The sequence below is a fragment of the Flavobacterium procerum genome, from assembly GCF_042431625.1.
Lineage (GTDB): Bacteria > Bacteroidota > Bacteroidia > Flavobacteriales > Flavobacteriaceae > Flavobacterium > Flavobacterium procerum.
In genome coordinates, this window is record NZ_JBHLYW010000009.1 from 329,108 (window position 1) to 351,042 (window position 21,935).

At 34.6% G+C, this 21,935-nt stretch carries 18 protein-coding genes; 11 read left to right on the forward strand and 7 right to left on the reverse strand.

The annotated features are described in order from the left end of the window. Positions 1-94 precede the first annotated feature (94 nt). Positions 95-508, reverse strand: a complete 414-nt coding sequence (locus tag ACFFLS_RS12895) for a winged helix-turn-helix transcriptional regulator (RefSeq protein ID WP_379681989.1) — start codon at positions 506-508, stop codon at positions 95-97. Between the two features lie 125 nt (positions 509-633). Between ACFFLS_RS12895 and ACFFLS_RS12900 the strand changes: the two genes are divergently transcribed. Together ACFFLS_RS12900 and ACFFLS_RS12905 are read left to right on the forward strand one after the other, a co-directional pair. Further along, positions 634-1,401: an SDR family oxidoreductase gene (locus tag ACFFLS_RS12900; RefSeq protein ID WP_379681990.1), complete on the forward strand. Its 768-nt coding sequence runs from the start codon at positions 634-636 to the stop codon at positions 1,399-1,401. Between the two features lie 12 nt (positions 1,402-1,413). Further along, on the forward strand, positions 1,414-1,857 hold the full coding sequence (locus ACFFLS_RS12905) for a PaaI family thioesterase (RefSeq protein ID WP_379681991.1): 444 nt from the start codon (positions 1,414-1,416) through the stop codon (positions 1,855-1,857). Positions 1,858-1,946: 89 nt separating this feature from the next. Here the strand turns inward: ACFFLS_RS12905 and ACFFLS_RS12910 are convergent, their stop codons facing one another. After that, positions 1,947-3,548: a Na+/H+ antiporter gene (locus ACFFLS_RS12910; RefSeq protein WP_379681992.1), complete on the reverse strand. Its 1,602-nt coding sequence runs from the start codon at positions 3,546-3,548 to the stop codon at positions 1,947-1,949. A gap of 186 nt (positions 3,549-3,734) precedes the next feature. On the opposite strand from ACFFLS_RS12910, the gene ribB reads away from it, so the two are divergent. Next, a complete protein-coding gene (gene ribB, locus ACFFLS_RS12915) occupies positions 3,735-4,397 on the forward strand; it encodes a 3,4-dihydroxy-2-butanone-4-phosphate synthase (RefSeq protein ID WP_379681993.1) in 663 nt (220 codons plus the stop codon). 3 nt (positions 4,398-4,400) lie between these two features. Continuing rightward, positions 4,401-4,973 carry a Crp/Fnr family transcriptional regulator gene (locus ACFFLS_RS12920; protein ID WP_379681994.1) on the forward strand — a complete coding sequence of 191 codons (573 nt, stop codon included), beginning with the start codon at positions 4,401-4,403 and terminating at the stop codon, positions 4,971-4,973. Positions 4,974-5,309: 336 nt separating this feature from the next. Here the strand turns inward: ACFFLS_RS12920 and ACFFLS_RS12925 are convergent, their stop codons facing one another. Then, positions 5,310-7,004, reverse strand: a complete 1,695-nt coding sequence (locus ACFFLS_RS12925; RefSeq protein ID WP_379681995.1) for a ribonucleoside-diphosphate reductase subunit alpha — start codon at positions 7,002-7,004, stop codon at positions 5,310-5,312. Positions 7,005-7,022: 18 nt separating this feature from the next. Next, positions 7,023-7,997 carry a ribonucleotide-diphosphate reductase subunit beta gene (locus tag ACFFLS_RS12930; protein WP_379681996.1) on the reverse strand — a complete coding sequence of 325 codons (975 nt, stop codon included), beginning with the start codon at positions 7,995-7,997 and terminating at the stop codon, positions 7,023-7,025. 822 nt (positions 7,998-8,819) lie between these two features. Between ACFFLS_RS12930 and ACFFLS_RS12935 the strand changes: the two genes are divergently transcribed. The 6 genes from ACFFLS_RS12935 (at position 8,820) to ACFFLS_RS12960 (ending at position 18,323) form a co-directional block, all read left to right on the forward strand. Further along, the gene (locus ACFFLS_RS12935; RefSeq protein WP_379681997.1) at positions 8,820-10,316 is read left to right on the forward strand and encodes an ankyrin repeat domain-containing protein; all 1,497 of its coding nucleotides are present in this window, start codon (positions 8,820-8,822) and stop codon (positions 10,314-10,316) included. Positions 10,317-10,485: 169 nt separating this feature from the next. Next, a complete protein-coding gene (locus ACFFLS_RS12940; protein ID WP_379681998.1) occupies positions 10,486-10,968 on the forward strand; it encodes a DUF2271 domain-containing protein in 483 nt (160 codons plus the stop codon). Positions 10,969-10,995: 27 nt separating this feature from the next. After that, the gene (locus ACFFLS_RS12945) at positions 10,996-13,191 is read left to right on the forward strand and encodes a PepSY domain-containing protein (RefSeq protein ID WP_379681999.1); all 2,196 of its coding nucleotides are present in this window, start codon (positions 10,996-10,998) and stop codon (positions 13,189-13,191) included. A gap of 33 nt (positions 13,192-13,224) precedes the next feature. Continuing rightward, the gene (locus ACFFLS_RS12950) at positions 13,225-14,226 is read left to right on the forward strand and encodes an FAD:protein FMN transferase (RefSeq protein WP_379682000.1); all 1,002 of its coding nucleotides are present in this window, start codon (positions 13,225-13,227) and stop codon (positions 14,224-14,226) included. Between the two features lie 338 nt (positions 14,227-14,564). Continuing rightward, a complete protein-coding gene (locus ACFFLS_RS12955; protein WP_379682001.1) occupies positions 14,565-16,958 on the forward strand; it encodes a TonB-dependent receptor in 2,394 nt (797 codons plus the stop codon). 36 nt (positions 16,959-16,994) lie between these two features. Continuing rightward, a complete protein-coding gene (locus ACFFLS_RS12960) occupies positions 16,995-18,323 on the forward strand; it encodes a DUF4374 domain-containing protein (protein ID WP_379682002.1) in 1,329 nt (442 codons plus the stop codon). Between the two features lie 91 nt (positions 18,324-18,414). Here ACFFLS_RS12960 and ACFFLS_RS12965 read toward each other — a convergent pair whose 3' ends face one another. After that, positions 18,415-19,290 carry an NmrA family NAD(P)-binding protein gene (locus tag ACFFLS_RS12965; protein ID WP_379682003.1) on the reverse strand — a complete coding sequence of 292 codons (876 nt, stop codon included), beginning with the start codon at positions 19,288-19,290 and terminating at the stop codon, positions 18,415-18,417. Between the two features lie 81 nt (positions 19,291-19,371). Between ACFFLS_RS12965 and ACFFLS_RS12970 the strand changes: the two genes are divergently transcribed. After that, positions 19,372-19,740 (forward strand): winged helix-turn-helix transcriptional regulator, encoded by a 369-nt coding sequence (locus tag ACFFLS_RS12970; protein ID WP_379682004.1) that lies wholly within the window; start codon positions 19,372-19,374, stop codon positions 19,738-19,740. 52 nt (positions 19,741-19,792) lie between these two features. On the opposite strand, the gene ACFFLS_RS12975 is transcribed toward ACFFLS_RS12970, so the two are convergent. Together ACFFLS_RS12975 and ACFFLS_RS12980 are read right to left on the reverse strand one after the other, a co-directional pair. Beyond that, complete coding sequence (locus tag ACFFLS_RS12975) at positions 19,793-20,695, reverse strand: M20/M25/M40 family metallo-hydrolase (RefSeq protein ID WP_379682005.1); 903 nt, start codon at positions 20,693-20,695, stop codon at positions 19,793-19,795. A 105-nt stretch (positions 20,696-20,800) separates the two neighbouring features. Next, positions 20,801-21,850, reverse strand: a complete 1,050-nt coding sequence (locus ACFFLS_RS12980; protein WP_379682006.1) for a sialidase family protein — start codon at positions 21,848-21,850, stop codon at positions 20,801-20,803. Between the last annotated feature and the right edge of the window lie 85 nt (positions 21,851-21,935).

Below are 21,935 nucleotides of genomic sequence, written 5' to 3' on the forward strand. Positions count from 1 at the left end.
GTCGAAAAACACATGCTCAATATGTTTAAATATTCTAGTTTAAGCTACTTTTCGACTTCGTTTAGAGGGATGTACATTCAAAATAAAAAATAATTTACAATTCTTCCTTCATCTTCTTCATTGTTTTCTCAATAAACTCACTCTTATTTTTTTTGGCCTTAGCAATGATAACTTCTCTTTCTTTAGGAATATCATAGTATTTCTCTGCCCATAAACTAATTTCTACCAAAACAGGAAACAACTCGATTCCTTTTTCGGTCAATTGATACAGAACTTTTGCTTTACTATCTGGATGTTCCAGCTTATCAATTATATTGTTTTCTTCCAAAACCAAAAGTCTGCTCGCCAGAATATTGGTTGCAATCTTCTCTTCTGATTTTAAAAAATCGCCATAAGTACATTGTTTATTAAACATCAAATCCCTGATAATGAGTAACGACCACTTATCTCCCCAAATTTCTAAAGATGTACTAATTGGACATTCTGATCTTTTTTTTGTACTAGCCATAAAAATAGTTTTAAAAAATCACTTGCATATTGCAAGTAATTAATATATTTGCACTTGCAATATGCAAGCAAATTTATTTAATAATAATAAACGAAACAAATTATAGACTTCTAAAATCGAAAAAAATGAACTTAAAAGGAAAAACAATACTAATAACTGGCGGTGCATCAGGTATTGGCTTAGAATCAGCAAAACAATTTTTGGAACAGGGAGCTAAAGTAATAGTGACGGGAAGAAACAAGGAAAAACTAGATCAAGCGAAAAAGTTTTATCCGCAAATAATTGCTGTTCAGAATGATGTTTCTAATCCAGATGACGCTCAGGAACTTTACAACTTTGTTGAATCTTTGGGCGGAATCGATATTCTTTACAACAACGCAGGTGTATCTAATCCTACTGCTAATCTGGCAAAAAAAAATGATAAAATAACCGAAATGGCAGCTTATGAAATGGATATTAATTACATCTCGATTGTAAGATTGAATAATTTATTTCTAAAAATGCTTCAAGGCAGACCAGAAGCGGCAATTATTAATACAACTTCAATCTTGAGTTATGTCCCTTCAAATCTTGCTCCGACTTATTCAGCTACAAAAGCTGCGCTTCGCTTTTACACCGCATCGCTGAGAAATCATTTGGAAGTAGCAAAAAGCAATGTGAAAGTCTTTGAATTGCTTCCGCCATTAGTGGCAACAGAAATGGCCAAAGGAATTGATTCTAAAACAATAAGTCCAGAAACACTTGTAAAAGCATTAGTCAGCAGTATCCATAAAAACAATTATACTATTCGGGTTGGAGATACCAAAGTAATTTATTTCTTAAGTCGATTTTTTCCAAAAACAGCTTACAAGCTAATTAATCCCTTAAAAAATAGTTTCAAACTAACCGCTTAATTGAGTACAAAAATGGAAAATAACAGACTAGATTTTTTAAAAAGTTATATTGGAAAACATTTCACAGAAAGTCCATCTCCTTTTGCACATTGGCTAAACGGAAAAGTAATTGCTGTTGAAAAAGAAAATGTTGAATTTGAATTTGAGGTTAGAAAAGAAATGACAAATCCAGTCGGTATGCTTCACGGAGGCGTTACAGCTGGAATGATCGATGATTGCATTGGCGTAAATTTTATGGTTTTAGGACTCGAAAAGTTTTATCCTACAATCAACTTATACATTGACTATTTTAATCCAGCATTTGAAGCGCAAACGGTTATTGTAAAAACTACTTTGGCAAAATTGGGAAAAACAATTATTAATATTAGAGCAGAAGTAATCAATAAAAACACTTCTAAAATAATGGCACAAGCAAGTGCAAACTTAGCTGTAAGCGAGATCAAAATTCCAGTTTAATTAAAAAGAAAAAAGCTTAGTCGAAGTTTAGAACTTTGACTAAGCAATATCTTGGAATTTGGAATTTGATTTATTGGAATTTTAAAATTTTACTCTTCATACATTTCCATCCACAAACGAGTTTCTTCAAGATCCAACTCTTTTTCTATCTTACGGAAGATTTCTTCGTTTACAGATCCTTTTTTATGCATACTTTCAAGATTACTTCTTTCAACATTCAATAGATCAATCTGTACTCTTGTAAACTCATTAAAAATCTGTCCTCCTAATACTTTTCCATTTCCAAAAAAGTTAGCCGGAAGCTCCGTTTTTTGTAGTCGGTTAAATTTTACTTCATATTTACTTTTAATATTGTGCAATAATTCGTCATCCAATAAAGAAAAATTATCTTCGATATGCGTAATCGTTTCTGAAACTATTTTATTTCGAATATCGTATTCTTCTGCTAAAATAGAATAGCGCTCAATTTTCAGCTTTTTAATCAACCACGGAAGCGTAAGTCCTTGAATAACCAAAGTCGAAAGAATGACGCAAAAAACCAAATAAATAATCAAATTACGGAGCGGAAACTCTTCTGTTTTATTCAACATTAGCGGAAGCGCCAAAGCCGCGGCCATCGAAACCACGCCACGCATTCCAGACCAGCCGAACACAATCATGTTTCGATAATCAAACTCTTCCTTTTCGCGTATTTTTTTACTTAACATTCTCGGAATAATAGTCGCTGGAATCACCCACAAAAAACGAACAACAATAACAACAATACTGATTACTGATCCCCAAATAAACAGCGAATTTCCAGAATAATTACTGATTCCCTCAATAATCTGACGCAGTTGAAGGCCGATTAAAATAAAAATCAATCCGTTAAGAATATTATTCAAAACATCCCATATCGTATTGGTCATGATTCGGCTTTCGTGAGAAAAAATAGCACCTGATCGAGCTGCTAAAAAAAGCCCAGTTGCAACTACTGCCAAAACTCCAGAACCATGAAAATGCTCAGCAATTAGGTAAGACGCAAAAGGCGTTAGCAATGTGAGCGTTACCTCAATAATATCATCACAAACAAATCTTTTATGAATATAATACATTACAAAACCAACAACAAGACCAACTCCGATACCAAGAATCGACATTAAGACAAAATTTAATCCAGCTTGCCATAAAATAAAATTTCCAGCTGTAATTGCTGTCAAAGCATATTTGTAGGCCACAAGACCACTGGCGTCATTTACCAAACTTTCGCCTTCAAGAATTGCTATTAATCTTGGATGCAATCCTAGACCTTTAGTGATTGCTGTCGCCGAAACCGCATCTGGAGGCGAAACAATAGCGCCTAGTAAAAAAGCTAACGGCCAAGAGATATCATCTATGAGCCAATGTGCCACAATAGCAACCAATCCTGTTGTGAAAAAAACTAAACCAACAGCAGCCAAAGTTATCGGACGAATCGTTTGTTTAAAATCTGACCAGCTTGTATGCCATGCAGCGTGATACAAAAGTGGCGGCAAGAAAACAATAAAAACAACTTCTGGACTCAATGCAATGACCGGAAGTCCTGGAACCACGCTAATAATAACACCGCACATTACCAAAACTATCGGAATCGGAAAATTGTATCTTTTACTAACAAGACTTAAAAATGCAACACCAAAGAGCAGCATTATGATTACGGTAATATTCTCCATTTAATAGGCGGTATTTATTGATTTTGGGAATTGAAATTTCGAGCACTAAATTAGTTTTTTTGACAACCAAATTAAAATATCATTAAAAAAAAGAGCAATTTATTGACTTACATCAAACTTTTTCATTGCGGACAAGTTTAGCTTTGTTTCAAATTTTATTTTAAAAATAATTTCAAATACAATACAATGATAAGTACAGAAATAAGTCCCTTAGTGCAATTCGGAATTACAAGCCAAAAACGAGTTGAAAATGCTTTAAACCAATTGAAAAAAGGGAAAGGAATTTTGCTAATTGACGACGAAAATCGAGAAAATGAAGGCGATTTAATTTTTTCTGCCCAATATATGAATATTCAGGATATGGCTCTTATGATTCGTGAATGCAGTGGCATTGTCTGTTTGTGCTTAACAAATGAAAAAGCCAATCAACTCGAACTTCCTTATATGGTCAAAGAAAATACAAGCAGTTTTCAAACACCTTTTACCGTAACAATTGAAGCCAAAAAAGGAGTTACGACAGGCGTTTCTGCAAAAGACAGAATCACTACTATCAAAACGGCTATTGATCCAAAGGCAAAACCAAGTGATTTGGCAAAGCCAGGACATATTTTTCCGCTAAGAGCAAACAATAACGGCGTTCTAGAACGAAATGGGCATACAGAAGGAAGTGTCGATTTAATGAAATTAGCTGGTTTACAACCTGAAGCCGTTTTGTGTGAATTAATGAACGAAGACGGCACAATGGCAAAACTACACGAGATCATCAGCTTTGCTCAACAGCACGATTTAATTGTTTTATCTATTGAAGATATTATCTATTACCGTAAATTCGTGCGAGATTACAACTAAAAAATGGTGTACGAAGAGCTTAGCAGTTACATAAAAAAAAGTATTGACGTTTCTGATGAAGATCTAAATACGATTCTGTCCTATTTCAAACCTTTGAAGAAAACTAAAAATGAATTACTGTTGGCGCAGGGACAAGTCAGTCAACACACTTTTTTTGTTGTAAAAGGCTGTGTGCGGATTTTTTTTATTAATGAAGAAGGAAAAGATGTTACTCGATATATTGCTTTTGAAAACCAATTTGCAACAGCTCTGGTTAGTTTTATAACCAAAAAACCTGCTCAGGAAAATATTCAGGTAATTGAAAAATCAGAGTTACTAGTGATTAGTCATGAAGATTTCAATTACCTAATGAAAATTATTCCGCAATGGCGAGAGTTTTACAGTAATTATTTAGAAAAAGCGTATGTGAATAATGCAAACCGATTAATGTCATTCACAACTATGGACGCTTTGGAAAGATACAATCAGCTTTTGAAAATTAATCCTGCCATTGTGAAAAGACTCCCTAATAAGATTGTCGCTTCTTATATTAATATTTCTCAGGAAACGTTGAGTCGGTTGAAGTCTAAAGTTTGATTTTTTTTAGCCACTAAGACACTAAGTTTTTTAGTGAAGAATTTAATTTCAAGCATAATTATAAAAAGGAAGTTAGTGGGAATTCGTGCAATTCGTAGCATAAACCTTTATTTGGACCTTTATGGAGATGTCTGTTTCGTCGACATGACAATACTTAAGAGTATATTTATTCTAAAAAAAATCTGCTAAATCTGTAAAATCTGCGAGAGAATTTCAAATAGGCTTTTGTTTTTGATTGCGGAGTTACTTGCGGAGATGTCTCCTTCGTCGACATGACAAAACAGTACGAATAAAAAAGCCGAATCAAAAAAATTAGAGATTCGGCTTTTGTTTATTTTATGATTCACAGCTGCTGCAAGAAACAAGACTTGTAACCAACTCTTTAGAAACACTTTGGCTTCTTTGGTAATACAAACTTTTAACTCCTTGCTGCCAAGCTTCGATCATTAGACGATTTACATCTTTAATAGCCAATTCTGCTGGAATATTAAGATTTAAACTTTGTCCCTGATCTACAAATTTCTGACGAATTCCTGCTTGCTGTACAATTTCTAATTGGCTGATTTCTTTGAATGTCTTGAAAACATCTTTTTCTTCCTGAGTCAATTGTTCCATATGCTGAACGCTTCCACCGTTTAGCATGATTCCTCTCCAAACTTCTTCGTTATCTAAACCTTTTTCTTCTAATAGTTTTTTAAGGTATTTGTTTTTACGCATGAAGTTACCTTTACTCAATCCAGCTTTATAATAATTACTGCTGAAAGGTTCGATTCCAGGCGAAGTTTGTCCTAAAATAGCAGAAGATGAAGTTGTAGGAGCAATTGCCATTGTTGTGGTATTTCGTCTTCCATAACCTTTTAGCAATTCTGGCTCTCCGTAAATTCTAGCTAATTCCTGACTTGCTTTATCGGCTTTGTCGCTGATATGTTTAAAAATCTCAGTAGTTTTCATTTTAGCTTCCATTCCTTCAAACGGAATCATATTTTTCTGCAAGTAAGAATGCCATCCTAAAACGCCTAAACCTAAAGCACGGTGTCTTTTTGCAAATTTATTTGCTGCAGTTAAATAATAATTTCCTTCTGTTTTTTCGATGAATTCCTGTAAAACAGCATCTAAGAAAAAGATAGCCAGTTTTACCGCTTCAGTATCTTTCCATTCTTCGTACAATTCCAAATTCATAGAAGAAAGACAGCAAATGAATGATTCGTCATGAGTTGACGGAAGCATAATTTCACTGCACAAATTACTAGCGTTGATTCTAAGATTCTGATCTTTGTAAACTTGAGGTTTGTTTTTGTTTACGTTGTCACTGAAGAAAATATAAGGAAGTCCTTTCTGCTGACGGCTTTCTAGAACTTTTGCCCAAACCTGTCTTTTATCAGTATCACCGTCAATCATTTCCTGCATCCAGTAATCTGGTACACAAATTCCTGTAAACAAATTCTGAATCGGGTTTCCGATACTTTTGATTTTCAAAAATTCTTCAATATCCGGATGGTCGATATCTAGATAAGCTGCAAAAGCACCACGACGAACACCACCTTGCGAAATAGTGTCCATTGCGGTATCAAAAAGCTTCATGAAGCTAACTGCTCCACTACTTTTTCCGTTGTCTGTTACGGCACTTCCGCGCTCACGCAATTCACCAAAATAACCAGAAGTTCCACCTCCAATTTTAGTCTGCATGATTACCTCTCCTAATTTATGTGTGATTCCTTCAATCTTATCCGGAACGTGTACGTTAAAACAAGAAATCGGAAGTCCGCGCTCGGTTCCCATATTTGCCCAAACTGGAGAACTGATACTCATCCACCCTCTTTCGATCATTTCAACAAAAGATTCTTTTAATTCTGGTTTATAAAGTCTCTTTGCGGCAGCAGTGCAAATTCTATCAATTGCACCTTCAACCGTTTCTCCTTTTAAAAGATAACCACGGTTTAAAATTTGCTCACTTTCAGAGTTTTTCCACCACATTTTTCCTTCTGTTTGCATTTCTAAATTCTCTGTTGGGTTTGTTTCTATAGTATTCATAATTCGTATGGGCTTGTATTAGAAAAGATCGTTTGCTGTTATACTTTTATCGTGTTTTGTATATTCTACCGGACGTTTTGCAAAGAAATCGTCTAAGCTGTTGGCAAAAACTTCTTCTTCAAACCAAGCCATAGCAGCATAATCTTGAGGCGAAACATTAAAGATTGTTTCAATATTGATTTGTCTTAAACTTTCATCAACTCTAAATTTCATAAAGTTTACCAAATCTTCTTTATTAATAGTTTCGATTGCACCATTTTCAAAAATCCAATCCAAAATGTCGGCTTCAACTTCTATTGACTCTTTTACTGTGTCTCGAACCAGCTGTAACGTTTCGGCGTCAAAATATTCTGGAAATTCTTGACGGATTTTATTAATAATATAGATTCCTCCATTTGCATGAATCTGTTCGTCAATTGAAGTCCAAGCAATGATATTGCTCACGTTTTTCATGTATCCTTTAAAACGTGTAAAAGATAATAAAATAGCAAACTGGCTAAACAATGAAACATTTTCAATAAGGATGCTAAACAAAATCAGCGAAACCATATATTTTCTGTTATCCTGAGATTTGGTATCTTTTAAAACATTCGATAAATAATCAACACGTCTGCGGATTACAGGAACATCTAATAATTTTTCGAATTCGTCATTATAACCCAAAACTTCAAGAAGACGTGAATAAGCTTCAGAATGTCTGAATTCACATTCTGCAAAAGTAGTTCCTAGCCCATTAAATTCTGGTTTCGGGAAATGTTCGTAAATATTTCCCCAAAAACTTTTTACAGCTACCTCAATCTGTGCAATTGCCAAAAGGCTGTTTTTGATTGCAGTCTTTTCGGCAAGGTTTAAATGAGCATGAAAATCTTGCGTGTCTGCGGTAAAATCTACTTCGGTATGCACCCAGTAAGCTTTGTTGATAGCTTCGGTAAATTGCAGAACCTCAGGATATTCAAAAGGTTTATAATTGATTCTTTTATCGAAAATTGACATATATATAGAGTTTTAAGTGACTTTTTAAGGCAGAAAAACGATTGCTTTACTTTGGGGAATGTTCAAGCTTGCTTTTCTATACATACAAATTTAGTTCGCAAAGTATCTTTCGCCCAGTTTTAGATGTTAAAAATCTGTCCAATTATCAACAGTCTAAAAACCTCAAAAAACCGGTTTAAAGCAAATTTTATCAACATGAAAACAATGTGCTGTAATTTACAATGAATAAGCAGTTTCCCGAAAATTAATATTAAGTTATCAACATGAAAAAGGAATCATTTTTAAGACAAAATCAAAAACAGTTATCAACAGTTGTTTTTTGAAAGTGAAAATTCTGAGGTGGTTTTTTAAATAAAAAAATACTCTTTATTAATAATAATTCTAAATAACATTCTAAGATTAAAACAGCATAATTAGCTATATTACAATAACATAAAATATATTACTAGCAACACTCAAAATTAAAACATTACACAAAAGACTTAAACAATCCGATTTAGACTGTCATAATCAGCTTTTACTTTTGTTTAACAATTCGCAACCTTTGAGAAAATAAAAATCGTCTGATCGGACAAAATAAGACTCAAAAAAACTCTTTTTTTCCCTTAAACTTTAAAAGCTAAAATTAAATTATAATTAAAATGAAATTAACCGTTTCTTAAAATTTGATAAAAGCGAAGCAAAAAAGGCTATTTACTGTAAATAATTGTTGGTTTAAAAAGATTAATCTCTACATTTGTCTTTATTTTTATTTATTCTAAATAGACGAAAATAATACCTAAACATAGATTATTCAAAACAACCATAATTAACATCACAAATATGAAAAAGAATCTACTTGTTTCTTTTGCATTAGCCGCGACTTTATTGGTAAGTGCCCAGCAAAAAAACACATTATTAGAAGCCTCTTTCTGGAAAACTTCTCCAAATATCGAAACTGTTAGGGCAGAAATTACAAAAGGAAACAATCCGGCAGAAGCCAATGTAAATGCTTTTGACGTAACTACACTGGCAATCAATAATGATGCTCCTTTCGAAACCATAAAATTTCTAATAGACCAACCTGGAAATTCTATTACCAAATTAACTCACGATAATCGTATTTACCTACATTGGGCAGCTTATAGAGGAAACACAGAATTGGTACAATACCTTATCACTAAAGGATCTGATGTAAATTTTGAAGACAGCCACGGAACGATGCCTGCAGATTTTGCAGCTTCAAACGGTCAGGCCAACCCTACAATGTTTGATGCTTTTTTTAAAGCGGGTGTAGATCCGAAAAAAAAATATACAAACGGTGCTAATTTATTGCTTTTGGCAATTGCATCTGATAAAGACTTAAAAGCTGCAGAATATTTTTCGACTAAAGGAATGTCTTTAAAAGATGTTGATGCAAATGGAAACACTGCTTTTACTTATGCCGCAAGATCAGGAAATATTGCTTTATTGAAAAAATTACTTGAAAAAGGCATCAAACCAACAGATGAAGCTCTTTTGGTTGCTGCTCAAGGAAGCCGTAGAGAAAGTGCTCCAATAGAAACTTATAAATATCTGGTTGAAGAAGTAAAAATAAAACCAAATGCTCAAAATAAAGCCGGACAAAATGTACTTCATCTATTGGCTGGAAAACCAAATCAGACAGAAATCATCAAATATTTCCTTGACAAAGGCGTTGATGTGAACAAAGCCGATAAAGAAGGAAACACTCCAGTTATGGCTGCTGCTTCGGCAAGAGAAATAGCTGCTTTAGAACTTTTTCTTCCAAAGGCAAAAAACATAAATCTTCAAAATGCAAAAGGAGAATCTGCGCTTACAAAAGCGGTACAATACGGAACTCCAGAAGCTGTAAGCTTGCTTTTGTCTAAAGGTGCAGATGTGAATGTAAAAGATAAAGACGGAAACAATCTTGGTGTTTATCTTGTCCAGTCTTATCGTCCAGCAGGAAGAGAAAGAGAAACGACAAAACAAGATCCTTTTGATGCTAAAGCAAAATTACTTCAAGACAAAGGATTAAATTTGGCTACAGCTCAAAAAGACGGAAATACTTTATATCATTTAGCAATTACTAAAAATGATGTTTCCATTTTGAAAAAAATCACCGATTTAAAAGTTGACGTAAATGCTAAAAACAAAGATGGTTTAACTGCTTTACATAGAGCAGCAATGACTTCTAAAGATGATGTAATTCTAAAATACCTGGTTTCTGTAGGAGCCAAAAAAGACATCAGCACCGAGTTTGACGAAACAGCTTATGCTTTGGCAAAAGAAAATGAGCTTTTGACAAAAAACAACGTTTCGGTTGAATTTTTAAAATAAAACAAATTATTAATAATCAATATTTGAAATTCAAAATTCCAAGCTCTACATTTGGAAATTGAAGTTAAAAGCTGGAAGTTATGAGTTAAAAGTTTTGTCGGTGTGATTTTACGCAACGCTTAACCAATAACTCATAACTTCCTTCCCTTAACCCATAACTTAAAAAAAAATGAAATCTATAGTAAAATTTACTCTTACAAGCGCTTTTATCTTTCTATTCTCTTTAAACGCTAGTGCACAATCTAGCAAATACAAATGCATGCTGCAGATGAATAATTATATGGGCGAAGGTGCTTATATCGTTGTTTCTCTTGTTAATGCAAATGGCGAATACGAAAAAACGCTTTATGTAATGGGCGATGACAAAAAATGGTACAAATCATTAAAAGAATGGAATAAATTCCACACTCAAAAAAACGATGATATCAGTGCCAAAACTGGAGCTTCTGTAACTGGCGGTGACCGAAGCGTAACAACAATCGAAATTGAAAATTCTAAAATAAACAAAGGGTATAAATTACGTTTTGAATCGGCTGTAGAAGATCAGAAATATTATGTAAGCGATCTTGAAATACCACTTACAACTGAAGGTCTTGCTGAAAAAACAGATGGAAAAGGTTACATCAAATACGTAAGATTAAACAAATTATAATACGATTACATTTCTAGAATACATTCAATGACTCTTTCTTTTTGGCGTTACGCACACTTGGCTTTGGCCTTGTTTTCTTCTCTTTTTCTAATTTTAGCTTCTGTAACCGGCATTATTTTGGCGGTCGATGCGGTACAAGAAAAAACACTGCCGTATAAAGCAGCAGATTTTAATACTTTAACCTTAGAAAAAACACTGCCGATTCTCAAAAAATCATATCCAGAAATTACAGAATTGAGCGTAGACTACAATCAGTTTGTAACGCTTCAGGCCATTGATGAAGACGGAAATGACATAAACGCATATATCGATCCGAAAACAGGAAAAAAACTAGGAACACCTGTAAAAAAAAGCGAATTTATTCAATGGATCACAAGTCTACACCGCTCCTTGTTTCTTCATGAAACGGGGCGGTTTTTTGTTGGAGTGATTTCATTTCTTTTACTGCTCATTTCGATTTCTGGTTTTGTACTTGTACTAAAAAGACAAAAGGGAATCCGAAATTTCTTTTCTAAAGTTGTTAAAGAATATTTTGCTCAATACTACCATGTTATTTTAGGACGAATTGCGCTAATTCCGATTTTGGCAATTGCACTTACAGGAACTTATTTGTCTCTTGAAAGATTCAATTTTTTTATGCCGAAAGATGAAAAAGCAAAAGATAAAATAGAAACTTCTAAAGCAGATTTGTCTAAAAACAATAAAGTTTCTTTTTTTAAAAACACGCTTTTAAGTGATGTTAAAAAAATAGAATTTCCGTTTACAGAAGATCCAGAAGAATATTTCATTATTGAATTAAAAGACCGCGAAGTCGAAGTAAATCAAGGAACTGGAATGGTAACTTCTGAAAAGCTTTCGCCGATTAGAGCGCAGTTCGCCGCCTTAAGCCTTGATCTTCATACGGGCAGGATAAACGGAATCTGGGCGGTGATTTTGGGCTTGGCTTGCATCAATATTCTTTTCTTTGTTTATTCTGGTTTTGCCATTACCTTGAAAAGACGGTCAAGTCGAATTAAAAACAAATTTAAAGCTGCTGAAAGCAACTATATTTTGCTGGCAGGTTCAGAAAACGGTAGTTCGCTTCGTTTCGCTAATGCTGTTCAGAAACAATTGATTGCGGCTGGAAAAAAAGTATTTTTAACAGAACTGAACAATTTTAAAGCTTTTCCAAAAGCAGAACATATTATTGTATTTACTTCTACGCATGGTTTGGGCGACGCGCCTTCAAATGGAAACAAGTTTCTCTCAATTCTTAAAAAATATACTCAGGAACATAAAACTCTTTTTTCTGTTGTAGGCTTTGGTTCTAAAGCTTATCCAGATTTCTGTGGTTTTGCTAAAAAAGTCGATGCTCTGTTGGAAAATCAATCTTGGGCAGAACGCTTTTTACCCATGCACACTGTCAATGATAAATCGGCAGAAGAATTTGTAGAATGGATTAAGTTATGGAATGCCAAAAACCAAGTTGTATTGTCTGCTACTCCATCTTTATACAATGAAGTTCCAAAAGGTTTGGAGAAATTAATGGTCTTAGACAAGACTCCTGTGTCAGAAACTGAGCATACTTTTTTATTGACACTTCGTGCAGGAAGCCGAACCAAATTTACCTCGGGCGATTTACTGGCGGTTTATCCTGCAAACGACAATCGCGAACGTCTTTATTCTATCGGAAAACATACGGGCAATATTCAGCTTGTAGTAAAACTGCATCCTTTTGGTTTGGGTTCGGGATTTTTGAATAAACTGGAACCAGGCGATACGATAAAAGCGCGAATTTTGAAAAATGCTGCTTTTCATCTTCCAAAGAAAGCTCCGAAGGTGGTTTTTATCTCTAACGGAACCGGAATTGCGCCATTTCTTGGTATGATTGAACAAAACAAAGCCAAAACCGAACTGCATTTGTACAGCGGTTTTAGAATGGAAACTCCTACTCTTTCGGCCTATAAAAAATTTGCTGGAATAATGATTGAAAAACAGCATCTTGAAAACTTCAATATTGCGCTTTCTCGCGAAGAAGAACATATTTATGTAATGGATTTAATTAAACGTGATGCTTCATTTTTTATTAATTTATTACAAGAAGGCGGTGTGATTATGATTTGTGGTTCGGTACAAATGCAACTGGATGTAGAAAACATTCTGGATGAACTTTGTCTGACTTCAAACTCTAAAAACATTACTGAATATAAACGCAACGGACAGCTTTTGACAGATTGTTATTAAATGCTCTAATTTTCAAATAAAAAACAAATCGAAATGTCTAAATCTCAAAAAATAACAACAATTCAATTACTAGTAATGGTATTGCTTTTTTGTGGATTTACGTCAAGCGGACAGGTTTTGCGAAAAAAGACCACCTTATTGATGGGAGGACGTTTCGATATTACGATTGTGGCTCAGGATTCGCTCACAGCAGGTCAGAAAATCGAAGAAGTCATTGCTGAAATTACCCGAATTGAAAATTTGATTTCAGACTGGAAATCGGATTCACAAGTTTCTAAGGTCAATCAGAATGCGGGAATTCAGCCTGTAAAAGTCGATCGTGAAGTTTTTGAATTAACACAAAGAGCCTTAAAACTATCTGAAATCACCAACGGTGGTTTTGACATCAGTTTTGCCGCAATGGACCGTATTTGGAAATTTGACGGCTCAATGACAGAAATGCCTTCGGCGGAAGCCATAAAAAAATCAGTAGAAAAAGTCGGTTATAAAAACATCATTTTAGACAGTGTTCAATCGACTATTTTTCTGAAAATCAAAGGCATGAAAATTGGTTTTGGCGCTCTCGGTGAAGGTTATGCGACAGATAAATGCCGTGCCATGATGCTGTCTCAGGGAATAAAAGCAGGAATTATAAACGGTTCCGGAGACATGAGTACGTGGGGCACACAACCCAATGGTGCACCATGGAAAATCGGAATTACGAATCCGTTTAAGCCTGAAAAATTACTCAAAGTGATTCCACTCGAACAACAAGCCGTAACGACTTCAGGCAGTTACGAAAAATTTGTTGTTTTTGATGGAAAACGATATTCGCACATTATAAATCCAGCAACGGGATATCCTGCAACAGGTTTGTGTAGTGTCAGTGTCTTTGGTCCAAATGCCGAAATGGCAAACGGATTGAGCACTTCGATAATGGTTTTGGGCCAAAAAGACGGCATGATTTTACTTCAAAAATTCCCAGAATACAGTTGCTTAATGATTACAGACAAAGGTAAAGTCATTAAGTCTAAGAATTTTACTTACAAGTTTTAGACTTTTGTTTGTCCATAAATTGAATTCAGCTTCTTTTTATCTAAAGTAAAAATATTTAAAATCTATTTAATCTCGAAAAGTTACGAAGTCGCTAAGATTTTTATACAAATAAATTTGCGCCAGCTATAGGTGAATAAAAAGGCTTTATCCAAAACATTAAGTTTGGATAAAGCCTTTTTTCATTTCTTCTCACACCATAACTCCTACTTCCTACTTCCTATTTCATATTAAAACAACATTAGAAACTCGGCTTCAATTCTAATAATCTTCTAATATCTTTATTTAGATTAAATTTAAATTATGCTATAAGTTTGCAGCACTTTATACGCACACTCAATATGAGAACAATTTTACTTCTATTTTTTATTACTATTACAAGTTGGTCACAAACGGGAAACCTTACTGGAAAAGTGACTTTTGGAACAGATGAATTGGCTTATGGTTCATCGGTTGTTATTAAAGGAACCCAGAAATATGCCATCGTTAATGATTTTGGTCGTTACGAATTTAAAGGCCTAAAATATGGTGAATACATATTGGAAACTTCTTCTATGGAAGGACAGACAAAAACTACCAAAGTAAACATCAACAAACCGAATACAGAACTTAATATTTCACTTGACCGAAACGGCCCTAAAGATTTACAAGAAGTTGTAATCAAAAAATCTTCTATCAGAAAAGAGATAATGGAGAAAGGCTTTGCCGTTAATGTAATTGAAACACAAGAAGCAGCGAAAAGAAACCTTCAGACTAACGATTTATTAGATCGCTCAGGAGGTGTAAGAATCAGGCAAAATGGAGGTTTAGGTTCTGCTGTAACGTACAACATCAACGGAATGTCTGGAAATGCTATCCGAATTTTTATTGACGGAATTCCGATTCAAACTTATGGTGCATCATTCAGTTTAAATAGTATTCCGCCGGCCTTAATTGAAAGAATTGAAGTTTATAAAGGTGTTGTTCCTGCTTATCTGGCAGACGACTCACTTGGGGGAGCTATTAATGTTATTCTTAAAAAAGGATCTAAAAACATGATTGCAGCTTCGGCTTCATATGGTTCTTTTAATACTATACAATCGAATTTTAGTACGACTTACAGAGACAAATCTGGTTTCACTGTTAAAGCGAACGGATTTCAGAATTATTCTGATAATGACTACGAAGTATGGGGAAAATTTGTTTACAACATTGCTCCAAACGGAAGATATGAATACATCAGAGCAAAACGTTTTGAAAGTATGTACAGATCATACGGTGGAAGACTTGAAGCAGGTTATACCGATGTAAAATGGGCAGATAATTTTTCAATCAGTTACAATGGTTCACAAGATTACAATCAGATTCAGCACGGACAATATATGACGAAACCTTATAAAGGACGTTTTAGTGAATCTTCAGCCAATGTGTTTAGTCTTAACTACAACAAAAAAGATTTCTTAATCAAGAATCTGGACTTTTCGGTAATTTCTGTTTACAGTCATAGAAATGATGTAGTTAATGACACTGTAAAATGGAATTACAACTGGAACGGCGAAAAAGCGATAGGCTTATATGGGCAACCGATTTTGTCTGTAACTGGAGCGCAGCAAGGAGCACCAACAATTAATCATCAAAAATCGGATATCTTTAATACTAGATTAGGGTTTACTTATAACATTACCGAAAACCACAAAATTATGGTTAACGGGATGTTTTATACCGTCGATAGAAATGAATTTGACCAAATGCAGCCGGAACTGGTTCGTAATTTTATGGCTACACGTGATTTAAGCAAAACAGTTTCTTCATTTGCATATGAGATGCAGGCTTTTAAATCTCGTCTAAAAGGTAATTTTTTCCTCAAAAATTATAATTTAAAAACAGAACAAAGTACGCCTAGGCTCACAAATCAAAACGGCCAAAGCACATTGGTAATTGAAAATACTTCTAAAAACACAAACTTTAATGGCTATGGATTCGCAGGTTCTTATGCTATTGTACCGAAAGTGCTATTAATGCTTTCGGCCGAAAAAGCAATTCGGTTACCTTCTGAAAATGAAATATTCGGACTACCTGGTGAAAATATTCTGAGCAATGCCAATCTAGGTCCAGAACAAAGCAATAATATCAATGCTGGTGTTCGACTTGGGCCTTACTTGATTAACAACCATAAATTCTCACTTTACGGAAATGCATTTTGGAGAAATACCGAAGACAAGATTGTTCGTCAGATAAGTGATCGTGTTAATGAGGCTGTTCAAGCTACTCCTTTTGTAAATTTAGGAAGAGCACAATCTTTAGGCTTTGAAACTTCAGTTCAGTATTCGTTTAAAGATAAATTATTTGCTGGTGTAAATCTTTCTAAATTCAATTCGGTCTATAAAACCAAATACGATGCGAACGGAAATATGTTGAGCTATTACAACAAACAATTACCAAATGAACCCTTTTTTACTGTAAACGGAAATCTACAGTACAACTTTAAAAATGTCATTCAGAGCAAATCAGAATTAAACCTTTATTACTACTGCGGTTATGTAGCTCCATTTTATACATCTTGGCTGGAAATTGACAGAACTACAGCTCAGTTTCCGCAAGATTTAGGCTTAAGTTATGCTTTCCCAAACAAACAATTCATAGTAAGCATCGATGCTAAGAATATTTTTGATGAGCAGGTTTATGACAATTTTGCAGCCCAAAAACCAGGAAGAGCTTTTTATATCAAACTCAACTATGCAATAAGTAAATTTTAATCACATCATAAATAACTAATTTTTAAATTCATAAATATGAAAAAGAATACATTTAAACTATTTACATCTGGTTTATTACTAGGCGCATTAGTGCTAACTACAGCTTGTAGCAGTGATGATAATAATAATTCAGAAACAGTAAATCCAGTAACAGATGGAAGATGGATTACTGTAGCAGGAGCTTTAATGCAAACTGATCCAGGAGATGGAAACGGCGGGACAAAAGTTTACGCTATCAGCAAAGAAAATGCAATCGATCCTAACTTTTCTGTAGATGTATACACAAATGGTGCAGCTGTTCAATCTAATAGAACGGCTCGTTTGCAATCTTCTGTAGATGGAAATACTCTTTTTAACATTACATATACGGGTGCTAATGGGGGTGAATTCATGACATATAAGGTAACAGGCGGAAACAAGTTTGCAGAATCTCAAAATAAATCTAACATTTCTCAGTACGCAGGAACATCTCCAAGATGGGTAAAACTTTTTGACGGAGACAAAACGGGTATTGCTGTAAACGTAACTGCCCCAGTGGTAAATACTAACGAAGACAAAACATTCAAATATACTAGAGGAACTGCAACAGTGTTGTCTTTAGACTTGCAGCAAGCTGTAGCTACTGCTTTCAAGCAATATGAAATTCCGTTAACCCCTGAAGAAGAAGCTCAAGGATACCATATTTTCCGTTTAGATGCCCCAACTTTAAACAAAGCAGGAAACAAATTAATCATTGGAACTTGGATGCGTAAGACTGATCCGGCAACGGGACAAAATGCTTCTAGTTTTACACGTTTAGGGTCTAAATCTGTTGTAGTTGATTATCCCTCATTAGAAAATCCTAAAGTGATTACTTCTACAGTTGGATTTGGTGATACAAGCGGATACAGAAGTTTCAACAGCTTCGTGGCTACTGACGGAAACGTTTATCAGGCTACACAAAGAGATACTCAAAATGGTTCTTATATCTTAAAAATCAACCAAAGCAACGAATATGATAATTCCTATGTGTTTAGTTTAGATACTGCTTTAGGAATTAAAGGTTCTTATATCGATGCTTGGAGATATGTAGGAAACGGAATTGCTTATGCAGTTTACACTTACGAAGGAACAGAACAAGGTTTCTTAGCAAGATTAGACTTAAACACTAGAACAGCTACAAAAGTAGAAGGTATTGCTTATGATGCCGACTTAAACTTCGGTCAATACCAAGGTTTTGTTGTGGATGGAAATAACTTCTATATCGCTGTTACTCCAGTAGGAAAAGATGGAAACATTTATGTTATTGATATTCCAACTGGTGCTGTAACTAAAGGTGCAAAATTAATCAACAAACCTGGAAACCACTATATTGGGGTATTCTAAAAAATATACAGCGCAATTGTTTGTATGAATCCTTGAGTTTTTTTTTAATTGAACAATCCGCTCTGAATTAGTGAGCGGATTGTTTTTTTATTTAGAATCTTGATGCAAATTCTTTTGCAAAATCTTCTAGTTTTATTTTTCCGTCAACGGAGAAATTATTAGTTAAGAAATCGGCTCCAATTTTGCCGCTTCTCAATCCTGCTCCCATTTCGGTGTATAAACCAGCGATTTCTTCAGGTACTCCAGCTTGTGTCATACCGCCTAGATACTGTTCATCTGTAAATTCTAACCACGGCAGTTCTGGTTTCTGGATTGCTTCACCAAATGCTTTTACAATCTCAGATGGAGTTTTAACATCACTGATTATATAACGGATGTTTTTTCCCTCTAATGGCTTTTGAAGTTCTTCGGCAGCGGCCAAAGCAATATCTTCTGGATGAACTAACGGAATCTGCAACGATACCGGAAAATTTGCTCCCATAATCCCTGCTCCTTTTATTAGCGGAATATCATTATAGAAATTAATGTAAAAATAACCTGCTCTCAAAAAAGTGACAGAAGTACTTAAATTTTCATATATTTTCTCAATTTGATGTAATCCTGCAATCGGACCATTTCCATTCGGCAAATCAGCTCCAATGCTGCTTAGCATGACCACTCTTTTTATGTCGGCTTCCTGGATTGCTTTCGCGAAAGCGTTACCGGCTTCAACTGTATTTTTAATGATTTCCTTTCCGCCCATATTTGGAGGCGTCATTGCAAAAAGAGCCTCAGCGCCATTAAAAGCCTCTTTCAAAAAAACGCCATCGTTTACAGAACCGATTGCTGCTTTTGCTCCTAAATTTTCTATTGCAGTTTTTCTATCTTCAGTGCTGCTTATCACCGTTACATCATGACCGGCATTTACTAAATGTTTGGCCAAAGGTTTTCCTATGTTTCCTAATGAACCTGAAATTATAATTTTCATCTTTAAATGTTTTTTTATTCAACAAGACAAAGGTATATTTGTACTTACTTTTATACAAGTACTTACCCTAAAGTATGTATCATGACAGCAATTAAAGAAACATCGACAATTCAGGAAAATAAGCAGTATGCATTAGAAAAATGCCCTGTAACTTTTGTAATGGAAAAAATAGGCGGTTATTGGAAACCTATAATTTTATATCATTTAGCTTCAGGCGACAAACGTTACAGCGAATTGAAAAGAGCAATTCCGACTATAACCGAAAAAATGCTGATTCAGCATTTGAAACAACTAGAAGTAGATGGTTTGGTCATTCGCGAAGCAAAACCTGTCGTACCGCCTTTTGTTACTTATAGACTGAGCAACGCCGGAAAAGGACTACTTCCTGTGATTGAAGCAATGGCAGACTGGGCCTTTAAAGTAAAAGACGGCGTTTACAACATACAGTAAACGCCGCCTTCATTTTAAAACAACAATTTCTAACTCAAAATAATCTACTAATTCAATTTTCTTTATCTTGTTTGATGAAGTACAAATTTTCATTGTAATCAGCAATTGTTTTTAAGGCATTATAAATGTATTTTGAAACCAAAGCTCCTCCTTCAAAATTGATGAGATCGATATCATCGTCTGGCGTATGATACTGTTCGTGTCCGCCTGTATGAAATCCGATAACGGAGATTTTTTCTTTGTAGAAAGAAACATGATCCGATCCCCCAACTTCACCGGCATGTACGACAGGATTTAAACCGCTGTTTTCTCCCAATTTTTTCATCAGTTCAACACCTTCTGGAAAAGTTCCTGCACCGCCCATATAAAGCTGTTTTTCATTATTCAGTCTTCCTACCATATCCATATTCAGCATTACTTTTACAGCTTCTTTAGGAACTGGCAAATGATTTACAAAGTATTTAGAACCTAATAAACCTTCTTCTTCACCGCTGAATGAAACAAAAATCACACTGCGTTTTGGCTTATTTTCTGGTTTCGAAAGTTCTTCTAGAATACACAACAAAGCTGCGACTCCAGAGGCATTATCATCTGCTCCGTTATGAATAGCGAAAGCTTCTTTCTTTTTGCTTCCAGAACCTTTTCCTCCCCATCCCCAATGATCATAATGAGCTCCGATAACGATGTATTCGTTTTTTAGTTTTTCATCAGATCCTTCTAAAAACCCAACTACATTTTGTGTAGAAACACTGTCAGATTTCATTTTGTTGATATCAGGTTTTACGAAAAGCTTAAAAGGCTGATAATAATTATTGCTGAACTTTTTTAAGCCGTATTTCTCAAAATTTTTCCTAATATATGCTGCAGCCTCATTATTTCCTTTTGTTCCCGGAAAACGACCTTCTAACTTATCTGACGACAAAAACTTGTCGTGTTTGTAAAAAGTCTGAGCCATATTTTTTTGGGCAAAAAGATTAAAAGAACAAAACAGAACTAGAAAAAAAGTGGCTTTTTGTTTTTGGAATGTCATCATAATTCAATCAGTAAAAGATTCTGCTTACTATTTTAACTCAAAAACGGTATGTTTTATAAACTTTCTGTCATGAGTGTACAACACATGAATCTTTTGATCAGTTGTCTGAATTATCGCTGGATAACTAAACTCTCCTTTTTCTTCATGCTCCAAATCAAAAAGTTTTGTCCATTTAAGACCATCATTAGAATATTCGACATCTAAAATATTTCGTCCGTAAAACCAGTCTTTTCCTTGTGGCAAAGGATTGTTAACCAGTAAAAAAAGCTTTTTATTGATTGTCAAAGCATCAATTCCCGAATTTGAATTTACAACATTGATTGTATCTGTTTTTTTCCAACTTTTCCCATTGTCATTAGACCAGCTTGACACTACTTTATTGTGCTTGCTTCTTGACAGCATTTGAATCTGATTGGCACTGTGAATCAAAAATGTCGGCTGAATTATTTCGAGATTTTTAGGGTTTTCAATTTCAATTTTCTTCCATGAATCTGATGCTTCCGTATATTCTTCAACATGTACATTCCAAATGTTTTTATCTACTGTTTCTGTACTGCTTCCACAGATAATTACTCCAGGAGTAGTTTCTATTGGTTTATTACGAATAGGTCCTAGAATTCCATCAGGCAAATATTTGGCTTCTCCCCATGTTTTTCCGTTGTCTTTAGAAACCATCATCGCTCCAAACCATTCTCTTGGATTCTTGCCAACTTTATAAAAAAGATAAAGATTACTGCTTTTGCTTTTAAATAAAACCGGATTCCAACATGGCAGGGTATCACCGTTTCTTATCAATGGATTTATAATGTTTTGCGGAGCAGACCATTTTTTGTTTTTATAGGAAGAAATATAAATTCCGACATCTTTTGCGCCTTCATACTTTCCGCCAAACCATGCCGCTGTTATTTCGTTTGGATTAATTTCTACCAAAGTCGCCGCATGACTTGCCGCTGTTACAGGCGGATCTGCTACAAAATTACTCTCAATATTGACAGCCTTATACTTTGTTTTTTGTGCAAGACAAGAAAAACAAACTAAGGCAAATAATACAGCTGTGTACTTAAATTTTAAAATCATTATTTTTTATGCTTATAACTGTTTGTAAAACAACAAAAGGAGAGTTGCCTCTCCTTTTGTCTAAGTAACGAAGCTATTTTATCAT

Excerpts from the sequence above, each read along its gene's own strand:
- ACFFLS_RS12895 (WP_379681989.1), bottom strand. The coding sequence starts at position 508 with ATGGCTAGTACAAAAAAAAGATCAGAATGTCCAATTAGTACATCTTTA.
- ACFFLS_RS12900 (WP_379681990.1), top strand. The coding sequence starts at position 634 with ATGAACTTAAAAGGAAAAACAATACTAATAACTGGCGGTGCATCAGGT.
- ACFFLS_RS12905 (WP_379681991.1), top strand. The coding sequence starts at position 1,414 with ATGGAAAATAACAGACTAGATTTTTTAAAAAGTTATATTGGAAAACAT.
- ACFFLS_RS12910 (WP_379681992.1), bottom strand. The coding sequence starts at position 3,548 with ATGGAGAATATTACCGTAATCATAATGCTGCTCTTTGGTGTTGCATTT.
- ribB (WP_379681993.1), top strand. The coding sequence starts at position 3,735 with ATGATAAGTACAGAAATAAGTCCCTTAGTGCAATTCGGAATTACAAGC.
- ACFFLS_RS12920 (WP_379681994.1), top strand. The coding sequence starts at position 4,401 with ATGGTGTACGAAGAGCTTAGCAGTTACATAAAAAAAAGTATTGACGTT.
- ACFFLS_RS12925 (WP_379681995.1), bottom strand. The coding sequence starts at position 7,004 with ATGAATACTATAGAAACAAACCCAACAGAGAATTTAGAAATGCAAACA.
- ACFFLS_RS12930 (WP_379681996.1), bottom strand. The coding sequence starts at position 7,997 with ATGTCAATTTTCGATAAAAGAATCAATTATAAACCTTTTGAATATCCT.
- ACFFLS_RS12935 (WP_379681997.1), top strand. The coding sequence starts at position 8,820 with ATGAAAAAGAATCTACTTGTTTCTTTTGCATTAGCCGCGACTTTATTG.
- ACFFLS_RS12940 (WP_379681998.1), top strand. The coding sequence starts at position 10,486 with ATGAAATCTATAGTAAAATTTACTCTTACAAGCGCTTTTATCTTTCTA.
- ACFFLS_RS12945 (WP_379681999.1), top strand. The coding sequence starts at position 10,996 with ATGACTCTTTCTTTTTGGCGTTACGCACACTTGGCTTTGGCCTTGTTT.
- ACFFLS_RS12950 (WP_379682000.1), top strand. The coding sequence starts at position 13,225 with ATGTCTAAATCTCAAAAAATAACAACAATTCAATTACTAGTAATGGTA.
- ACFFLS_RS12955 (WP_379682001.1), top strand. The coding sequence starts at position 14,565 with ATGAGAACAATTTTACTTCTATTTTTTATTACTATTACAAGTTGGTCA.
- ACFFLS_RS12960 (WP_379682002.1), top strand. The coding sequence starts at position 16,995 with ATGAAAAAGAATACATTTAAACTATTTACATCTGGTTTATTACTAGGC.
- ACFFLS_RS12965 (WP_379682003.1), bottom strand. The coding sequence starts at position 19,290 with ATGAAAATTATAATTTCAGGTTCATTAGGAAACATAGGAAAACCTTTG.
- ACFFLS_RS12970 (WP_379682004.1), top strand. The coding sequence starts at position 19,372 with ATGACAGCAATTAAAGAAACATCGACAATTCAGGAAAATAAGCAGTAT.
- ACFFLS_RS12975 (WP_379682005.1), bottom strand. The coding sequence starts at position 20,695 with ATGGCTCAGACTTTTTACAAACACGACAAGTTTTTGTCGTCAGATAAG.
- ACFFLS_RS12980 (WP_379682006.1), bottom strand. The coding sequence starts at position 21,850 with ATGATTTTAAAATTTAAGTACACAGCTGTATTATTTGCCTTAGTTTGT.